We start from the raw sequence: 16,317 nt of genomic DNA on the forward strand, positions 1-16,317 counted from the left end.
AGGATGACCCGAATGAAGCATGCTAACGCTCCGGCGCGACGTCTCGCCATGGCGACGACCGCCGTCCTGCTCGCAACCATGGTGTCCGCTTGCGGCGTGCTCGGCGGCAAGGACAAGCCGCATACCCCCACCGTCGGCAACCGGGTGCCAATTCTCTCGCGGATCGAGGCGGGCACCAAGGTGGATGCCTCGATCTCCAATGTCGCGGTGGTGCTCCCGCCCGCGCAGGTGAACACCGACTGGACGCAGGCCGGCGGCAGCGCGGCCAAGGCATCGGGCCATTTCGCGCTGTCCGCGTCGCCGGGCCGGGCCTGGACCGCTTCCATCGCCGGGTCGAGCAACAAGCGCCGCCTGGCCGCTTCCCCGGTGGTGGGCGGAGGAATGCTGTTCGCGATCGACACCACCGCCACGATCCATGCGTTCAATGCCGATACCGGCCGGCGCATCTGGTCGCAGCAGCTGGAAGTGGAGGGCAACCTCAGGAGCGCGGCCTTCGGCGGCGGGGTGAGCTATGCCGACGGCCGGGTCTATGCCACCAACGGCGTGGGCGAAGTCGCCGCGCTGGATGCGCAGACCGGCGCGGTGGCGTGGAAGGTGAAGCCCGCCGGCCCGCTGCGCGGCGCGCCGACCATCGCCTTCAATTCCGTGTATGTGATGACGCAGGACAACCAGATCCACGCGCTCAATGCGGCCGACGGATCGGAAGTCTGGCAGGAATCCTCGTCGGTCGGACAGGCCGGGGTGTTCGGCGTGGCCGCCCCCGCCGCCGGGCAGGGCACCGTGATCGCGGGCTACAGCACCGGCGAGCTGGTCGCCTATCGCTATGAGAACGGCCGCACCCTGTGGGCCGACGCGCTGGCCCGCACCTCTATCTCCACCCAGGTCGGCACCCTGACCGATGTGGACGCCGATCCGATCATTGACAGCGGCTGGGTTTACGCTCTGGGCCAGGGCGGCCGCATGGCGGCCTACGAGCTGGTTACCGGACAGCGTATCTGGGAGCTTAACCTTGCCGGTATCTCCACTCCGGCCATCGCCGGCGAGTGGATCTTCACCCTGACCGACGATGCCCGCCTGCTCGCCATCGCCCGCGCCAGCGGCAAGGTCCGCTGGATCACGCAATTGCGCGAATGGAAGAACGAGAAGAAGAAAAAGAACCAGATCTTCTGGACCGGCCCGGTGCTGGCGGGCAACCGGCTGTGGATCGCCAGCTCGCGCGGCAAGCTGGTTTCAGTCGATGTGACGAGTGGCGCGATCGCCTCGGAGCAGGAACTCGGCTCCGACATCTCGCTGGCGCCGATCGTGGCCAACCAGACCCTGTATATCCTGGATGACGGCGGCAAGATCCATGCCTTGCGTTAAGCAAGGCGTGGAGCCGCGCGCGGGCGCTTCGGGCGGCATCCCGTTACCTTAGCTTTAATTCTTTCCCGCTAATGCGGCGGCGATGAGCAGCGGAAGCAGGAAAGCCGCCGGCGCCTTGCCGCCGAGTGACGTGCCGGCGATTGTCGGCCTGCTGGGCCTTGCGGGCCTGTTCACATGGCTGGCGATCTGCCGCTGCTGGCCGCAGCTGATGGAGCTGTTCGGCCTTCCCGGCCCGCATATGCGGCTGGATGGCCCTTATGCCTCGGTGGTCGCCACCCTGTTCTGCGCCTTGCCGATGGTGGCATGGTCGCTGCTGGTGGAGAAGGTCCATCGCAATCCCTCGACCGGCATAGACTGGGACAACCCCCGGCCGATCTCCGCGATCATCGACATTTCCGTCACCAAGATCGCTGGCCTCTGGGCTACCTGGGCGGTGATCGGCTTCATTTACTGCGTCGCGCGCTACTACTGGGACGGGCAGTATCGCTTCTCCATGGAAATGATGGGCTTCCTCGCGATCCCGCTTTTCCTGCTGTCGGTGCCCTATGTGATCTGGCTCGACCGGCTGCTCAAGGACCCGCGCGACCATGCCTGGCATTTCGGCGCGATGCTGATCGGGCGGGAGCCTTATTGCCCGGAGCATGTGCGGGCGCATTGGCGCGCCTGGGCGGTGAAGGGCTTCTTCACCGCCTTCATGATCTCGATCCTGCCGGGCGGCTGGAACACGATGGTCAATGCCGAGCCGGATCGGGTGCTGGGCGATCCGGTCGCCTTCTGCACCCTGCTGATCGAGATGTTCTTCGTGTTCGACGTGCAGATCGGCATGGTCGGCTATCTGCTGACCTTCCGCCCGCTCGATGCGCATATCCGCTCCGCCAACCCGTTTCTCGCAGGCTGGGTGGCGGCCCTGCTATGCTATCCGCCCTTCAACATGATGGGGACCGGCCCGCTCGATTATCACGTCAACGGAGCGGACTGGTCGCAATGGCTCGGCGGCCATCCGGCCTTGCTCTGGGCCTGGGGCGCGGTGCTGGTGTTCCTCACCGCCGCCTATGCCTGGGCGACGGTGGCCTTCGGCCTGCGCTTCTCCAACCTGACCTATCGCGGAGTGCTGACCAACGGCCCCTACCGCTTCACGCGGCATCCGGCCTATCTTTCCAAGAACGCGTTCTGGTGGTTCTCCACCATGCCGTTCCTGGCGGCCACGGGATCGGTCACCGACGCGGTGCGCAACACGGTGCTGCTGGCGCTGGTCGGCGCGGTCTATTACTGGCGCGCCAAGACGGAAGAGAAGCACCTGCTGGCCGAAGATCCGAAATACCGCGCCTATTACGACTGGATGGAGGAAAACGCCCTGATTACGCGGTCGCTTAGCCGGTTGAAGTCCCTGATCCGGCCGCGCGGCCCGCGCCTCCAGATCGCCGAATAGGCGCGGCTTCTCAGAAGCTCTCTTCGTAGACCCGGGTGATGTCCCCGGCCCATTCGCCGTGATAAAGGTCGAGCAGCCTTTGCGCCGGCACGCGACCCTCGGCTACGATCTGGTCGAGCGGGGTCAGGTATCCGGTCTCATTGTCGCCGCCGCTGTTGAGGCAGTTCCGCGCGGATAGCCCGGCGCGCGCGATCCGCAGCACTTCGGGGGCGATGTCCTTCAGAGTGCCTCCGCCCGGTATCGGCGCATCGAGCGCCAGCCGGGGCACGGTGTTGCGCAGCGTCTCGCGCTCTTCCATGCTCCAGTGCTTGACCAGATCCCACGCCGCATCGAGCGCGGACTGGTCATACAGCAGGCCCACCCAGAAGGCGGGCAGGGCGCAGATCCTGTTCCAGGGGCCGCCATCGGCGCCGCGCATTTCCAGGAAGCTCTTGAGCCGCACTTCGGGGAAGGCGGTGGAGAGATGATCCCACCAATCGCTCTGGCGCGGCTTTTCGCCGGGCAGGGCGGGCAGTTCGCCGTTCAGGAAATCCCGGAAGGACTGGCCGGCCGCGTCGATATATTTCCCGTCGCGGAACACGAAATACATCGGCACGTCGAGCATGTAATCGACATAGCGTTCGTATCCGAACCCGTCCTCGAACACGAAGGGCAGCATCCCGGTGCGATAGGGGTCGGTATCCGACCAGATATGGCTGCGATAGGACAGGAAGCCGTTCGGCTTGCCTTCGGTGAACGGAGAATTGGCGAACAGCGCCGTCGCCAGCGGTTGCAGCGCCAGGCTGGTGCGGAATTTCCGGACCATGTCCGCTTCGCTGGAATAGTCGAGATTGACCTGGATCGTGCAGGTCCGCAGCATCATGTCCAGCCCGAGATCGCCGACCCGGGGCATGTGCCGCAGCATGATGTCGTATCGGCCCTTCGGCATGATCGGCAATTCGTCCCGCCGCTTGTCGGGCCACATGCCGAGGCCGAGGAAGCCCAGATCGCACTTCTCGCCGATGCTCTTGACCTGCTGCAGATGGCGGCCGGTCTCCGCGCAGGTCTGGTGCAGGTTTTCGAGAGGCGCGCCCGAGAGTTCGAGCTGGCCCGCCGGCTCCAGGCTCACCGTGCCGTCGCTGCCGCCCATGGCGATGACCTTGCCGTCTTCCTCGATCGGCTCCCAGCCGAACTCGCGCAGGGCCAGCAGCATATCGCGGATGCCGCAAGGCTCGTCATAGGCCGGGGCGTGCTTGTCCTCGCGCCGATAGACGAGCTTTTCATGCTCGGTGCCGATCCGCCAGTCCTCGCGCGGCTTCTCGCCCTCTTCCATCGGCGCGACCAGCTGGTCGCGGCCTTCGATCAGGAGATCGTCTTGCTCTGACGCCGTTCGCGTGCTCATGGCTGGCCGTTAGGCGAGCGCAACGCGCTGCGCCAGCGCTATTTTGCCCAATCTCCAACCATGCCCATCCACAGCGCGATGGCCGCAATCGAAGCGGTTTCTCCCCGCAGGATGCGCGGGCCGAGCGAAATCGGCCGTGCCTGGCCCATCGCGCGGATCGTTTCGCGCTCCGCATCGTCGAAGCCGCCTTCCGGCCCTACCAGCAGCGCCGCCGGGCCGGGGTCGGCGGAAAAGGCGGCGCTGGCGGGCGTTCCGCCGGCCTCATCGGCGAAGAACAGCAGCCGTTCCGAAGGCCAGCCGCGCAGCAATTGGGCTAGGGGGATGGGCGCGGCCAGTTCGGGCAGGGCGGTGCGGGCGCATTGCTCGGCCGCTTCCGTCACGATGGCGCGGGCACGCTCCAGATTGAGCTTGTCGGCCACGCAGCGGCGAGTCAGCACCGGCTGAATCCGCCGCACGCCCAGCTCCGCCGCCTTTTCCAGCACCAGATCGAAGCGGTCCTTCTTCAGCAGCGCGGCGCACAGGGTGAAATCGGGCACCTGTTCCCGTTCGCGCAGCCGTTCCTCGACGCGAAGGCCGACATCGCGCTTCCCGGCATCGGTCACACCGGCGGCCCACTCGCCGGTCAGATCGTCGCACAGGATCACCGCATCGCCCGGGGCCACGCGCATCACCCGCGCCAGATAATGCGCCTGCGGGCCATCCAGCGCCATCTCCTGCCCGGCGTGCAAAGGGCCGGGGACGAACAGGCGCGGCGCGCTCTTGGGGGGCCAGGCGGGTGTTGCGGGCATGGGACGCCCTTAGCCGCCCGACAGGGCGCCGTCATCATTGAGGTCATGTTCGGTCGCCTCAAAGATCGTCTGCCGGGTGCGGATGCGCATAAACCAACCGGCAACGTGCTATTATGGGCGCCAATGGCCATGAGGTTTTAGCCCTATGATCGGGCGGAAGTGTGCTACGAAGCTTGAAGCATTCACCACGGACAGCGACGGAAGCTCTCGGTCCCTCCGTTAGGGATATTGTACTTCACGTGCAGATGATCGGGGGAGAGAACGCTCACGGTGTAGGACAGGCTCTGACCGTCGATGGTTTCCCGCACAACGTTACCCGAAACGCTCCAAGTGCCGGCGCCTCCACCATCTTGCCCTATGAACTCAACCCGTCCACCCGGCTTGAATGTCGTTAGCGCGAATTGAACTTCGTTTTTCTTGGAGATGCAGCGGCCAGGATCGCTATCTGGGTCGGTCACTTCCCAATTACCGATCAGAAGCTGGGCGAGCGAGCTTGCATTGGCAGCGGCATTCTGCGCCGTCATGCCAGAACTTGGCGCGCTTGCACCTCGCGCCTCCAGGGATTTTCTAATCGCAGGCGGCGCGGTGCGATAGCTTTCCGGACAGGAGCCGGTGAACTCCAGCCACTCGCCGCGCGTTACCGTTGAGAACCAATATCTGTCGGACCACTGACCGCCGACATAGCAGACTGCAATCGCGCCGGTTTCGGTGTTCAGGAACAGCCGGTGATAATTGGTCTTGCAGTTTTCCGGAAAGCAGCCGCCATTCACCAACACATGGCCTTCCATCCTGGTAAAGGCCGAGCCGGTCTGAACAATAAGGCTATACGGCCCGTCCACGTCGATTTCCTGGAGCTTTCGCTCCAGGAGCGGGTGCTCCAGAAATGTGTGGCCCCGCACGCGGAAATCAGCCTTTTTGCCTACATATTGCGTCAGTTCGGAATAGGCGCTGTCTGATGGGCCTGCGGGAGCGGATTGGGCAAGCGCTGGTTGTGATGAAGCACCTGCGTCATTCTGTCGCGGCGCGATCCTTTCGCCCAAGTTATGTATCGCCTGCGCCACAGTCAAACCGGAGCACATCGGAGCCTCGCGCAATTTGGATGTGTTGATCGCGAACACGCCGGATCGAATTTGATCGCCAACGGCGGTTTCAAGCTCCGTATCCGTGATGCAGTTGCCTGATTTGCCCAGGGCTGGAACCAGAGCCAGACCCGAAACGAAAGCAGCGAATACCGAAACCACTGCGATCCAGCTTTTCTTTTGCCGCACCGCCCCCAAAATCTTTTGCATTCCTATACTTCCCCCATCGCGCCAGTTGGTTTCGATGGGAGCAATGGCACAGCCAGTCAAGCCTCTACTCGTCATATTTCGGCGCCGCCTCGGCCCGAACCAATTCCATTACCGTCATGGCCCCCACCGCCAGCGGAAGGCCGAAGTCGAAGCCGTCATCCCCGTGCGGGCGGGGCCATGGCGCTTCTCCTTTCCTACCTGGCGGAAATCTGGCTTATCCTGTGGGATGAGACGCAAATTCCGTTATCTTCGCGTCGCCCGGCCGTTCGAGACGCCATCTCGCGATCCGGGCAGCTGCGAAAGCCGCCCTTGCGAAAGGTCACACCCGATGAACCGGCTTTCCACCCCATCGAAGCCCGGTTTTCGCGGGGAATACGGGGCGGGGCAGGTCCCCATGGAAATGCACATTTCGGGCGTTCTGCGTCAACCGGCGCGCCCGTCGCCGGGTTCCCGCTTTCCCGGAAACGCCGAAGGATTATAGGAGATTCATGCCCGCCTCTGAAATCACCCCGGACAGCGAACATCGCGGACTGGTTGCGCTGCTGCCGCAGCGGCTGCGCGACTATGCATTGCTGGCCCGGTTCGACCGCCCGATCGGCTGGTGGCTGCTGTTCTGGCCCTGCGCATGGGGCGTATGGCTGGCCGGGGCCGGCCCGCAATGGGCGTTGGTGGGCTGGATGCTGCTCGGCTCGATTGCGATGCGCGGGGCGGGCTGCGTCTATAACGACATCGTCGATGCCGATCTCGATCGGCAGGTCGCCCGCACCGCCTCGCGGCCGGTGGCCAGCGGCCGGGTGAGCAGGACGGCGGCCTGGATCTGGTTGCTGGCGCTCTGCCTGATCGGCCTTGTCGTCCTGCTGCAATTGCGCTGGCAGGCGCAGTTGGTGGCTCTCGCCAGCCTTGCACTGGTTGCGGGCTATCCCTTCATGAAGCGGATCACCTGGTGGCCACAGGCATGGCTGGGGATGGTGTTCACCTGGGGCGCTTTGGTCGGCTGGGTCGAACTGCGGCCGGACCGGCTCGAGGTGCTCGCCGCGCTCTATGCCGGGGCGGTCTGCTGGGTGATCGGATATGACACGATCTACGCTCTGCAGGACCGGGAGGATGACGCAATGGTCGGCATCCGCTCCACCGCCTTGCGCTTCGGCAGCCATGTGCGGCTGGCGGTCGGCGGGTTCTATGCGCTGGCGGCCGCGCTGTGGGCGGCGGCGTTCTGGCTGCTGCGGGAAGATTGGCTGGCCTTGCTGGCGCTGCTTCCCGCCGCGATGCATCTGGGCTGGCAAGTGCTGACGCTCGATCCGGCGGATGGCGGCAATGCGCTTGCCCGTTTCCGGGCCAACCGGATGGCCGGCCTGCTGGTCGCCGCCGCCTGCTTCGTGGTGGGGAATGCCTGATGGGGCTTGGGCAGCGCCGCCCGGTCACGCGTCCGGGCGGGACCAGATCCAGCTCAGGGCAATGACCGCGATGCCCAGCGGCAGCAGCGGCCAGGGCCAGGGCATGAACAGGAAGCCGAGCAATGTGCTGGCCGCGAAGGCGAAGGTGGCGCCGAGCTTTCCGATGCGCGGGATGGCCCCGTTTTCCCGCCAGGCGCGGATATGCGGGCCATAGCGGGGATGGTTCAGCAGCCGGGCTTCCAGCGCCGGGTTCGATTTGCCGAAGCACCACGCCGCCAGGATCAGGAAGGGCACTGTGGGCATGATCGGCAGCGCGACCCCGATGATGCCCAGGCCCACCGAGACGATGCCGGCGCAAAGATAGAACTTTCGCATGTCCGTCATGCTCGCCTGCGATCCTGGAAAATGGGCCATGGCCTTATTGCGAAAGCCTTCATGCTACCTACATTCCAAACGTGGATTTTATCCAGAGGACATATCGATGAACGGCTTGAAGACCACCATGTTGCTTGCGGCGCTCACGGCGCTGTTCATGGTCGTGGGCTTTGCGGTTGGCGGGCAGGCGGGCGCCATGATCGCGCTGGTTATCGCCGCGGGCATGAACCTGTTCACATACTGGAATGCGGACAAGATCGTCCTTTCCATGCATGGCGCGCGGCAGGTCGATGCGGCCAGCGCGCCGGAATTCTATGGGCTGGTGGCGGATCTGGCGCGCAATGCGGGCCTGCCGATGCCCAAGGTCTATATCGTCGACAATCCGAACCCGAACGCCTTCGCCACCGGCCGCAATCCGGAAAATGCGGCCGTGGCGGCGACCACCGGCCTGCTCGGGATGCTCAGCCGCGAGGAAGTGGCGGCGGTGATGGCGCATGAATTGGGGCACGTCCGCAACCGCGACACTCTGGTGATGACGATGGTCGCCACCATTGCCGGCGCGATTTCGATGATCGCCAATTTCGGCCTGTTCTTCGGCAATGGCCGGGGCGGCCACCCGGCCGCCGGCATTCTCGCGGTGGTCGTCGCCCCGTTCGCCGCGATGATCGTGCAAATGGCGATCAGCCGCACGCGCGAATATGGCGCCGACCGCGCGGGCGCCGAGATCTGCGGCAATCCGCGCGCGCTGGCATCGGCGCTGGCGAAGATTTCCGGCGCGGCCCGGCGCATCCCGAACCCGGCGGTGGAGCGCAACCCCGCCGCGGCGCAGCTCTACATCGTGCCGACCAGCGTATCGGACATCTTTTCCACCCACCCCGCCACGGAAAAGCGGATCGCGGCGTTGGAGGCGATGCAGCCGCCGGTGAGGCGCGCTTCGGCAGCCGTTCCATCCGCGCTCGATCCGCTCGGCCGGGGCGGGCGAAGGTAGTCGCCCCGCCACCGGGCGTCACAGCAGCGGGCTGACCAGGCGCGCGCCGTTTTCCGCCAGCTTGCGCAGGCGGCCGCGCTGCCGCCATTGCGCCCGGGTAATTTCGTCGCTGTGCGAAAGGTAGCGGCGCTGGATCTCCTCCAGCCGGGCAATGCAGGCAGGGTCCAGCAACAGCAGGCTCACTTCCTCGTTGAGCTGGAACGAACGGATATCGACATTGCTGGAACCCAATATGCCCAGCCGCCCGTCGATCCGCACATTCTTGGCATGGAGAAGCTCATCCCGATAGGTGTGTATCCTCACTCCGCTGCGGAGAAGTTCGTCGTAGTAGGAATCCTGCGCCAGCCGCACCAGCCACTGGTCGATGACGGAGGAAACGATGATCCGCACGTCCACGCCGCGCAGCACCGCGGTGCGCAGGGCGGTAAGCAGGCTTTCGTCCGGGATCAGATAGGGAGTGACGATCACGACCTCCCGCCGCGCTTCGCCCACCTGCCAGGTCAGCAGCGCCTGGAAGCTCTCCAGCCGATAATCCGCGCCGCTCGGCAGGATCTGCAGGGTCGAGGATGCGGCGGATTCGGGGATGGCCGGGTTCGGCTCGAGCAAATCCTCGGTTTCGAGATACCAGTCGCCCAGGAAGACCGCATTCATCGCCGCGACTGCCGGCCCTTCCACCCGCGCCACCAGTTCGCGGTTCACCACGCCGGGGCGGAAGTCCCGCGAAACCAGGTTCTGCGAGCCGGCGTAGCCGATCTCGCCATCGATCAGGAACAGCTTGCGATGGTTGCGCATGTCCCGCCGGGTCCGCGCCCGCAGCAGCCGGAAGGGCAGGGCGGCGCGCACCGCCACTCCGGCTTCCTCGAGCCGCCGCTGGAGCCGCTTGCTCCATTTGCGGGAGCCGACCGGGTCGAACAGCACATGGCAGGCGACGCCGCGCTGCGTGGCGCGCTGCAGCGCGGCGATCACATTTCTGCCCGTTTCGTCATCCGCGAAAATATAGGCAAGAATGCGGACATGACTGCGCGCGCGATCGATGTCGGCGATCAGCCGATCGACCACCGTCTGGTATTCCTCGAGCAATTCGATCGCGTTGCCGCCGGTGGCGGGCAGGTATCCGAGCCGCTCCGCGAGGGTGGAGATGTCGGCCGGGGTGTCGGGCGCGGGCGGCGCGGCCTGCTCCAGCCTGATGGCCACCCGCTCGAAGAATGGCTGCAATTGCCGGAAGCGAGCGGTCCGCCAGCGCGGAAAGCGCGGTGCGCCGATCGCCAGGAAAAGCAGCAGGCCGGGGAGCGGGAGAAAGAAGATCAGCAGCAGCCAGCTGGTGGTGGCGGCCGGGTTCCTGCGGAACGGCACCACCGCCAGCATGGCCAGCCGGATGATCCACTCGAGGACATAATAAGCTTCGCCAAGGGTCGGCAGCATGCTCATCATGCCATGCTGTCGATCAGTCAGCGCTGCTTGGCAAGCATTGAAATGAGCGCCGCCGGATGTTCATGCCGTGTGGTGGAAACGAACACCCGGCGAGCGCCCGGGCAAAATCCGGAAAATGTGAAGGCGCGTGACTTAGCCGTGATCCTTCCATTCGGCGATCAGGCCATCGTCGTTGAAGCGGAAAAGGCTGCAGAGGCGGAGCTTGAAATGCTCACCCTTGCTGGCGAAGTTGGGGATGTCGCCGGTTGCGGTTCCCGAAAAATCGGACTCGCGGATGACGATATTTCCCGACGCCGTTACCCGCAGGGCAGAAGAAAACTTGCGATCCGGGGCAAGATTGTCTGCAAAGACGGGAAGAATGGCGACCAGGTCTTCACGATTGTTGAAGAATGCATTCCGATTGTAGTGAGCCATGTCAATATCCGGAACCATCATGTTACGCATGGTTTCGAAATCCTTGTCGTTGTAGGCGGTCAGGAATTTGTCCACCAGTGCGACATAGTCTGCCATTATACTTTCCTCTCTTTTGACGTATGGGGTTCAAGAAGCCTTGCGAAGCGGCGGGTAAATTCTCCGCCGCAATTATCCGGCGACCAATCCGGGAGCATTCCTATCCGATGGCTGAATCCATTCGTCTCCCGTCTATCCGCCGCGCCGGTCGACTTGTGCGGATTTTCCCGAAATTATAACGGGTGTTCGAAGAATGGCAATTGATTGCCTGCCCGGTCCGGCAATCTTGTCCACCCTTATGGCGGAGGGGCGATTTTGCGCCAAATCCTTAAATTAAACCTATTAGACAAGTAGGAAATAGAATCGGAGCAGTGGGCTTGCCGAAGTGGATGATGAGACTGTGGGCTATCTCTATCTCTCAGCTTGAAATTAACCTTTGATCCGCTAAATTGCTTCCATGCTTTCCCAAAAGAGCCGCTACACGATCCGTGCGCTTCAGCATCTGGCTGATATATACCCGCATGGCATGGCGCGAATGGCGGAAATTGCGGAAAGACAGAATATCCCGCCCAAATTCCTTACAGTGATACTTTCGGAACTGACCCGCGAAGGCATCGTGATTTCCCACCGGGGGCGTGAAGGCGGTTATCAGCTCGGCCTTGCGCCCGTGGATATCCGTTATGGGGATATCATCCGCATCACTCGCGGTTCCCTTGCCCTGGTTCCTTGCGCGAGCCGGTATGCCCATGAGCATTGCGATCATTGCCTGCCCGAAAAGGAATGCCGGCTTCGTGCCTTGATGCTGAAGGTCCGGGACGAAACCGCGGCCATACTCAATTCGATCAACCTGGCCGATCCGATCGTGCCGGTGTCGGACTTCGCCGAGCAGGAGTGATCGGCGATAAATTTTTCCTTTAGGGTTAAACTCAACTTATTTAGTCGACAATTTTCCACGGTTGAGCTAATTTCAATTCCCTATCCGATGGGTATGGTTATACTGACCGTATCGCCCATCATCGAGGAGCGGGAAATGTTCTTTCACGAACCTGGCGAATTGCACTCCCCGACGTTGCTTATCGTCCCTGGTCTCAACAATAGCGGGCCGCGCCACTGGCAGAGCATATGGGAGCGAGAGCGCACGGATTGCCAGCGCGTCGATCTCGGCATGTGGGAGCAGCCCCATCGCAATACATGGGTGAACAAGCTGAATGCCGCCATTTCCGCGGCCAAGCGTCCTGTCATCCTCGTTGCCCACAGCCTGGGCTGCCATGCGGTCGCGTGGTGGAACGCGTTGGAGCGGCCCGGACCGGACGGCAAGGTCGCGGGCGCCTTGCTGGTCGCCCCACCGGCCCTGGAGGGGCATGGTGTCGACAGCCGGCTTGCCGATTTCGCGCCGGTAGCGAGAGAGCGGCTGCCGTTCCTCAGCATTCTCGCGGCCAGCCAGGACGATCCCTATGCTTCTTTCGGACAAGCCCGGAAGATGGCCCGGATCTGGGGAAGCCGTCTCGTCGATGCGGGATGGATCGGCCATATCAATGCCGATTCCAATATCGGGAACTGGCCTTATGGGCGCTATCTGCTGGATCGCCTGCTTGCGGCGGTCGCCCCAACGCCCGCAGCCGCGGCGCAGGGAGCCTCGGCGTCGTTTTTCTCCTCCACGCAGAATGAAAGACTGGAAATCGGAAGATGAAGGCGGATTCGGTCCTCGGCACTATTGGCAATTCACCGCATATCCGCCTTCAAAGACTGTTCCCTGATGCCGATGTCTGGATAAAGTCGGAGCGTTCCAACCCCGGCGGCTCGATCAAGGACCGCATCGCTCTTGCGATGATCGAAGCGGCGGAAGCCAGTGGCGAATTAAGGCCCGGCGGCACCATCGTGGAGCCGACTTCCGGCAATACCGGGGTCGGGCTTGCGATGGTGGCGGCGGTCAAGGGCTACCGTCTCGTTCTGGTGATGCCGGAATCGATGTCGATCGAGCGACGCCGCCTGATGCTTGCCTATGGCGCCCAATTCGATCTCACGCCGCGCGAAAAGGGCATGAAGGGCGCGATCCAGCGCGCTCTGGAACTGGTGGCTCTGACGCCGGGCACCTGGATGCCGCAGCAATTCGAGAATCCGGCGAACATCGCGGTTCATGAACGCACGACTGCGCAGGAAATCCTTGCCGATTTCGCGGACCGGCCGATCGATGCGCTGATCACCGGGGTGGGAACCGGCGGGCATCTTACCGGCGTGGCGCAGGTGTTGAAGGCGGCATGGCCGGAATTGAAGGTCTATGCCGTCGAGCCCACTCTCTCGCCTGTCATCAGTGGGGGGCAGCCGGCGCCGCACCCGATCCAGGGTATCGGCGCCGGCTTTATCCCGCTCAATTTGCATACGCAGTTGCTCGATGGCGTGGTTCAGGTCGATCCTGTCGATGCGAAGCAATGGGCGAGAAATTCCGCGAGGGTAGAGGGCTTGCTCGTCGGCATTTCCTCCGGCGCCACCTTGGCCGCAATTCACCGGAAATTGTCGGACCTTCCGGCGGACGCGCGAATTCTGGGCTTCAATTACGACACTGGCGAGCGTTATCTATCGGTTCCGGATTTCCTTCCGGATGAATGACGGGAAAGTTTGGCTTTAGGTCGATTTAGAACAATCTAAATGTCAATCTCTAAAGTTGAATTTATAAGTCCCGTAATTTCTGGCTGAGCGATAAGCGGGAATGCGGAGCCAGCATTTCCCTCGCGAGGAGTAAGATGAGTGCAAAGCGTGCGCTGATTATCCGGCATGTCCCTTATGAGGGCGTTGCCGGATACCGTGAGCCTATCGAGGCAGCGGGATATGAGGTGGACCGGATCGACGTATCCGATCCGGCCTTTTCCGCGCTCGATCTCTGTGAGCCGGACCTTCTCATCATGATGGGCGGGCCGATGGGAGTCTACGAACAGGATCGGTATCCCTGGATCGGATGTCAGTTGCGCAGGCTTGCGCGGCGCCTCGATGCCGACAGGCCGACGCTCGGGGTCTGCTTCGGCGCGCAGATGATCGCCGCCGCGCTGGGCGGCCATGTCTATCCCGGCCCGGTGAAGGAGGTCGGATTCCATCCGGTCCGGATACACGATCATGCGCTGGACAGCCCTCTGCGCCACATCGTCGATGTTCCCATCCTGCATTGGCATGGCGATACGTTCACCTTGCCGGACAATGTGGACCTGCTGGCTTCGAGCCACGTCTATGAACATCAGGCCTTTCGGCGCGGACGCAGTCTCCTTGCGCTCCAGTTCCATGCGGAAATGGGGCTGGACCCCCGTTTCAACGCGTGGATAGAGGAATGGCCTGAATCGGTTGCGGAGGCCGGGGGAGACGAAACCTCGCTTCGCGCGGCCCATGACACGCTTGGCCCTGCCGCGGTGCAGGCTGGGCAGGCCATGATTGCGGAATGGCTTGGGAAGCTGCAGGCTCGGTAATTCTCTGCGGGGCGTGCAATGCCAAGGTTGTGCATCGGTGCTTGCCTCTTGCCTGTGCCCAAGCTAGGCCACGCGCGCAATCGGGGCCTGTAGCTCAGCGGTTAGAGCTGGCCGCTCATAACGGCTAGGTCGCGGGTTCGAATCCTGCCGGGCCCACCATTGCACCGGCCGATCGGCTCAGGGTCGGGGAGTAGCGCAGCCTGGTAGCGCATCTGCTTTGGGAGCAGAGGGTCGCAGGTTCGAATCCTGTCTCCCCGACCATTTGAACTGCGGAAAACAAGGGGATGAATCCACCGCATCTTACGCACTCATCTGAGGAACGGTTTCGCGCCATGAGGGAAATGGATCGCGCAGGCCCCACCAAAGATCGGGAGTAAGGACCTGAACCGGGAGGAGGCATGTGTCCAGCCTGTCGCGGATTGTCGTTTCATCCATCCCGATGCCGATGAATACCAGCTCCTGCCGCCGGTCGCCCCATACATTGTCCCAGTGGGCGGCGACGAAGCGCTCGAACCGGTCATCGTCAGGCCACTGGTTCTTCGGCACGCTTGCCCACCAGCGCCCCATGCGGGAGGTCGTCGTCTGAGCGCCAGCGACAGCCAACTCACCCACCCAATCAGGGCGTGTCGCCAACCAGAAGTGACCTTTCGCGCGCACGACATGGTCGAGACCGCCGCCGACCAGGAAGGCGTGGAATTTCGCCGGATCAAACGGCTGCCTCGCTCGATAGACGAAGCTTTCGATGCCATATTCCTCGGTTTCGGGCTGATGGCTGGCATAGCCATACAGCTCTTTGGCCCAGAGCGGATGCTGCGCCGCCTGTTCCTCGTCGAACAGGCCGGTATCGAGAATGGCATCGAGCGGCACGCGGCCATGATCGCAGGTGAGGATACGGGCATCGGCATTGAGCGAGGCTATCAGCTTCTTGACCGTAGCGAGCTGATCGGGCGCGATTGCGCTCGCCTTGTTGACGATCACGACATCTGCGAACTCGATCTGTTCGACCAGCAGACCGACGAGGCTGCGATTATCGTCCTCGCCCAGCGATTCCCCGCGGTCTGTCAGGAAATCCTGGCTCGAATAATCCTTCAGCAGATTGATGGCGTCGACCACCGTCACCATCGTGTCGAGCCGGGAGACATCACCCAGCGATGCGCCTGCTTCATCACGGAACGAGAATGTCGTGGCGACGGGAAGGGGTTCGGAAATGCCCGTGCTCTCGATCACCAGATAATCGAACCGGCCGGCTTCGGCGAGCGCGCGGACCTCGTTCAGAAGGTCATTGCGCAGCGTGCAGCAGATGCAGCCGTTGGTCATTTCGACCAGGCTCTCCTCGCTTCGGGACAATGCTGCGTCGCCGCCCCGCACCAAATCGGCGTCGATATTCACTTCGGACATATCGTTGACGATCACGGCAACGCGCTTGCCTTCGCGATTGGCGAGGATGTGATTGAGCAGCGTGGTCTTGCCAGCGCCGAGAAAGCCGGAAAGCACGGTGACGGGAAGACGGTTATCCTTGGGCATGTTGTACCTCATTCGGCTCGGAAGGTGTCGGATGCGATGCGCTGGTACGCGCCAGGCAGTCGGCACAATGGCCGTGAACCTCGATCACGCGCTGCTCGACTGCAAAGCCTGTGCCGTCCGCCACCTCTCCCATACGGGAGCGTAGATCGGGCATCGCGATCATACGGACATGATGGCAGTCGTCGCAGATCAGACAGGCATCGGCATCGCCGTCGCGATGCAGATAGGCGTTCAAGGATTCGATGCGCTGGACGCGGCCTTGCTCGATCAGGCGGGCAAGCGTTCGATAAACCTGATTGGCAACCAGCGGCGATCCCGTCCGTGATGTGGAATCGGCAATATCGTAGGCGCTGAGCGGTGCGTCGGCAGTGAGAATTGCGCGCATCACCAATGCTTCGATCTCTTCGGGATTGCGCCGCCGTCTGTGCTTCGTTCGCCAGGAAGACATCCGGCT

16 protein-coding genes and 2 tRNA genes are annotated in these 16,317 nt (G+C 63.1%); 10 read left to right on the forward strand and 8 right to left on the reverse strand.

Annotated elements, in window-relative coordinates; translation table 11 throughout:
• The first annotated feature begins 3 nt into the window (after positions 1 to 3).
• Together U8326_RS04175 and U8326_RS04180 are read left to right on the forward strand one after the other, a co-directional pair.
• A complete protein-coding gene (locus tag U8326_RS04175; RefSeq protein WP_416385508.1) occupies positions 4 to 1,362 on the forward strand; it encodes a PQQ-binding-like beta-propeller repeat protein in 1,359 nt (452 codons plus the stop codon).
• Between the two features lie 82 nt (positions 1,363 to 1,444).
• Entirely contained in the window at positions 1,445 to 2,791 is a 1,347-nt protein-coding gene (locus U8326_RS04180; RefSeq protein ID WP_324742548.1) for a methyltransferase family protein, read from the forward strand.
• A 10-nt stretch (positions 2,792 to 2,801) separates the two neighbouring features.
• Here U8326_RS04180 and U8326_RS04185 read toward each other — a convergent pair whose 3' ends face one another.
• The 3 genes from U8326_RS04185 to U8326_RS04195 form a co-directional block, all read right to left on the reverse strand.
• Positions 2,802 to 4,172, reverse strand: coding sequence for a glutamate--cysteine ligase (locus U8326_RS04185; RefSeq protein WP_324742549.1), 1,371 nt, complete (start codon positions 4,170 to 4,172; stop codon positions 2,802 to 2,804).
• A gap of 38 nt (positions 4,173 to 4,210) precedes the next feature.
• Complete coding sequence (locus tag U8326_RS04190; protein ID WP_324742550.1) at positions 4,211 to 4,960, reverse strand: 16S rRNA (uracil(1498)-N(3))-methyltransferase; 750 nt, start codon at positions 4,958 to 4,960, stop codon at positions 4,211 to 4,213.
• 182 nt (positions 4,961 to 5,142) lie between these two features.
• Positions 5,143 to 6,249, reverse strand: a complete 1,107-nt coding sequence (locus tag U8326_RS04195; protein ID WP_324742552.1) for a lipocalin family protein — start codon at positions 6,247 to 6,249, stop codon at positions 5,143 to 5,145.
• A gap of 488 nt (positions 6,250 to 6,737) precedes the next feature.
• Here U8326_RS04195 and ubiA point away from each other — a divergent pair, with 488 nt between their 5' ends.
• Positions 6,738 to 7,643, forward strand: a complete 906-nt coding sequence (ubiA, locus tag U8326_RS04200; RefSeq protein WP_324742553.1) for a 4-hydroxybenzoate octaprenyltransferase — start codon at positions 6,738 to 6,740, stop codon at positions 7,641 to 7,643.
• 24 nt (positions 7,644 to 7,667) lie between these two features.
• Here the strand turns inward: ubiA and U8326_RS04205 are convergent, their stop codons facing one another.
• On the reverse strand, positions 7,668 to 8,027 hold the full coding sequence (locus U8326_RS04205; protein ID WP_416385509.1) for a YbaN family protein: 360 nt from the start codon (positions 8,025 to 8,027) through the stop codon (positions 7,668 to 7,670).
• 97 nt (positions 8,028 to 8,124) lie between these two features.
• On the opposite strand from U8326_RS04205, the gene htpX reads away from it, so the two are divergent.
• The gene (gene htpX, locus U8326_RS04210) at positions 8,125 to 9,006 is read left to right on the forward strand and encodes a zinc metalloprotease HtpX (protein ID WP_324742554.1); all 882 of its coding nucleotides are present in this window, start codon (positions 8,125 to 8,127) and stop codon (positions 9,004 to 9,006) included.
• Between the two features lie 18 nt (positions 9,007 to 9,024).
• Here the strand turns inward: htpX and cls are convergent, their stop codons facing one another.
• Together cls and U8326_RS04220 are read right to left on the reverse strand one after the other, a co-directional pair.
• Positions 9,025 to 10,437, reverse strand: coding sequence for a cardiolipin synthase (cls, locus tag U8326_RS04215; protein ID WP_416385510.1), 1,413 nt, complete (start codon positions 10,435 to 10,437; stop codon positions 9,025 to 9,027).
• A 132-nt stretch (positions 10,438 to 10,569) separates the two neighbouring features.
• A complete protein-coding gene (locus U8326_RS04220) occupies positions 10,570 to 10,947 on the reverse strand; it encodes a nuclear transport factor 2 family protein (protein WP_324742555.1) in 378 nt (125 codons plus the stop codon).
• 397 nt (positions 10,948 to 11,344) lie between these two features.
• On the opposite strand from U8326_RS04220, the gene U8326_RS04225 reads away from it, so the two are divergent.
• From U8326_RS04225 to U8326_RS04250, 6 genes are all read left to right on the forward strand, one after another.
• Positions 11,345 to 11,782: an Rrf2 family transcriptional regulator gene (locus U8326_RS04225; protein WP_324742556.1), complete on the forward strand. Its 438-nt coding sequence runs from the start codon at positions 11,345 to 11,347 to the stop codon at positions 11,780 to 11,782.
• 87 nt (positions 11,783 to 11,869) lie between these two features.
• Positions 11,870 to 12,577 (forward strand): alpha/beta hydrolase, encoded by a 708-nt coding sequence (locus tag U8326_RS04230; protein WP_324742557.1) that lies wholly within the window; start codon positions 11,870 to 11,872, stop codon positions 12,575 to 12,577.
• The gene (gene cysK / locus U8326_RS04235) at positions 12,574 to 13,494 is read left to right on the forward strand and encodes a cysteine synthase A (protein WP_324742558.1); all 921 of its coding nucleotides are present in this window, start codon (positions 12,574 to 12,576) and stop codon (positions 13,492 to 13,494) included. The genes U8326_RS04230 and cysK overlap by 4 nt, the downstream gene beginning before the upstream one ends.
• A 134-nt stretch (positions 13,495 to 13,628) precedes the next feature.
• A complete protein-coding gene (locus U8326_RS04240) occupies positions 13,629 to 14,339 on the forward strand; it encodes a glutamine amidotransferase (RefSeq protein WP_324742559.1) in 711 nt (236 codons plus the stop codon).
• Between the two features lie 83 nt (positions 14,340 to 14,422).
• A tRNA-Ile gene (locus U8326_RS04245) sits at positions 14,423 to 14,498 on the forward strand.
• Between the two features lie 25 nt (positions 14,499 to 14,523).
• Positions 14,524 to 14,600, forward strand: a tRNA-Pro gene (locus tag U8326_RS04250).
• A 39-nt stretch (positions 14,601 to 14,639) separates the two neighbouring features.
• Here the strand turns inward: U8326_RS04250 and U8326_RS04255 are convergent.
• Positions 14,640 to 15,863, reverse strand: a complete 1,224-nt coding sequence (locus U8326_RS04255; RefSeq protein ID WP_324742560.1) for a GTP-binding protein — start codon at positions 15,861 to 15,863, stop codon at positions 14,640 to 14,642.
• Positions 15,850 to 16,311 carry a Fur family transcriptional regulator gene (locus U8326_RS04260; protein ID WP_324742562.1) on the reverse strand — a complete coding sequence of 154 codons (462 nt, stop codon included), beginning with the start codon at positions 16,309 to 16,311 and terminating at the stop codon, positions 15,850 to 15,852. The genes U8326_RS04255 and U8326_RS04260 overlap by 14 nt, the downstream gene beginning before the upstream one ends.
• Positions 16,312 to 16,317: the final 6 nt, after the last annotated feature.

Origin of the sequence: Tsuneonella sp. CC-YZS046, assembly GCF_035581365.1 — a bacterium.
Lineage (GTDB): Bacteria > Pseudomonadota > Alphaproteobacteria > Sphingomonadales > Sphingomonadaceae > JAWKXU01.

Bases quoted from the DNA above. Each gene is read 5' to 3' on its own strand.
- U8326_RS04175 (WP_416385508.1), top strand. From the start codon at position 4: ATGACCCGAATGAAGCATGCTAACGCTCCGGCGCGACGTCTCGCCATG.
- U8326_RS04180 (WP_324742548.1), top strand. From the start codon at position 1,445: ATGAGCAGCGGAAGCAGGAAAGCCGCCGGCGCCTTGCCGCCGAGTGAC.
- U8326_RS04185 (WP_324742549.1), bottom strand. From the start codon at position 4,172: ATGAGCACGCGAACGGCGTCAGAGCAAGACGATCTCCTGATCGAAGGC.
- U8326_RS04190 (WP_324742550.1), bottom strand. From the start codon at position 4,960: ATGCCCGCAACACCCGCCTGGCCCCCCAAGAGCGCGCCGCGCCTGTTC.
- U8326_RS04195 (WP_324742552.1), bottom strand. From the start codon at position 6,249: ATGCAAAAGATTTTGGGGGCGGTGCGGCAAAAGAAAAGCTGGATCGCA.
- ubiA (WP_324742553.1), top strand. From the start codon at position 6,738: ATGCCCGCCTCTGAAATCACCCCGGACAGCGAACATCGCGGACTGGTT.
- U8326_RS04205 (WP_416385509.1), bottom strand. From the start codon at position 8,027: ATGACGGACATGCGAAAGTTCTATCTTTGCGCCGGCATCGTCTCGGTG.
- htpX (WP_324742554.1), top strand. From the start codon at position 8,125: ATGAACGGCTTGAAGACCACCATGTTGCTTGCGGCGCTCACGGCGCTG.
- cls (WP_416385510.1), bottom strand. From the start codon at position 10,437: ATGATGAGCATGCTGCCGACCCTTGGCGAAGCTTATTATGTCCTCGAG.
- U8326_RS04220 (WP_324742555.1), bottom strand. From the start codon at position 10,947: ATGGCAGACTATGTCGCACTGGTGGACAAATTCCTGACCGCCTACAAC.
- U8326_RS04225 (WP_324742556.1), top strand. From the start codon at position 11,345: ATGCTTTCCCAAAAGAGCCGCTACACGATCCGTGCGCTTCAGCATCTG.
- U8326_RS04230 (WP_324742557.1), top strand. From the start codon at position 11,870: ATGGGTATGGTTATACTGACCGTATCGCCCATCATCGAGGAGCGGGAA.
- cysK (WP_324742558.1), top strand. From the start codon at position 12,574: ATGAAGGCGGATTCGGTCCTCGGCACTATTGGCAATTCACCGCATATC.
- U8326_RS04240 (WP_324742559.1), top strand. From the start codon at position 13,629: ATGAGTGCAAAGCGTGCGCTGATTATCCGGCATGTCCCTTATGAGGGC.
- U8326_RS04255 (WP_324742560.1), bottom strand. From the start codon at position 15,863: ATGCCCAAGGATAACCGTCTTCCCGTCACCGTGCTTTCCGGCTTTCTC.
- U8326_RS04260 (WP_324742562.1), bottom strand. From the start codon at position 16,311: ATGTCTTCCTGGCGAACGAAGCACAGACGGCGGCGCAATCCCGAAGAG.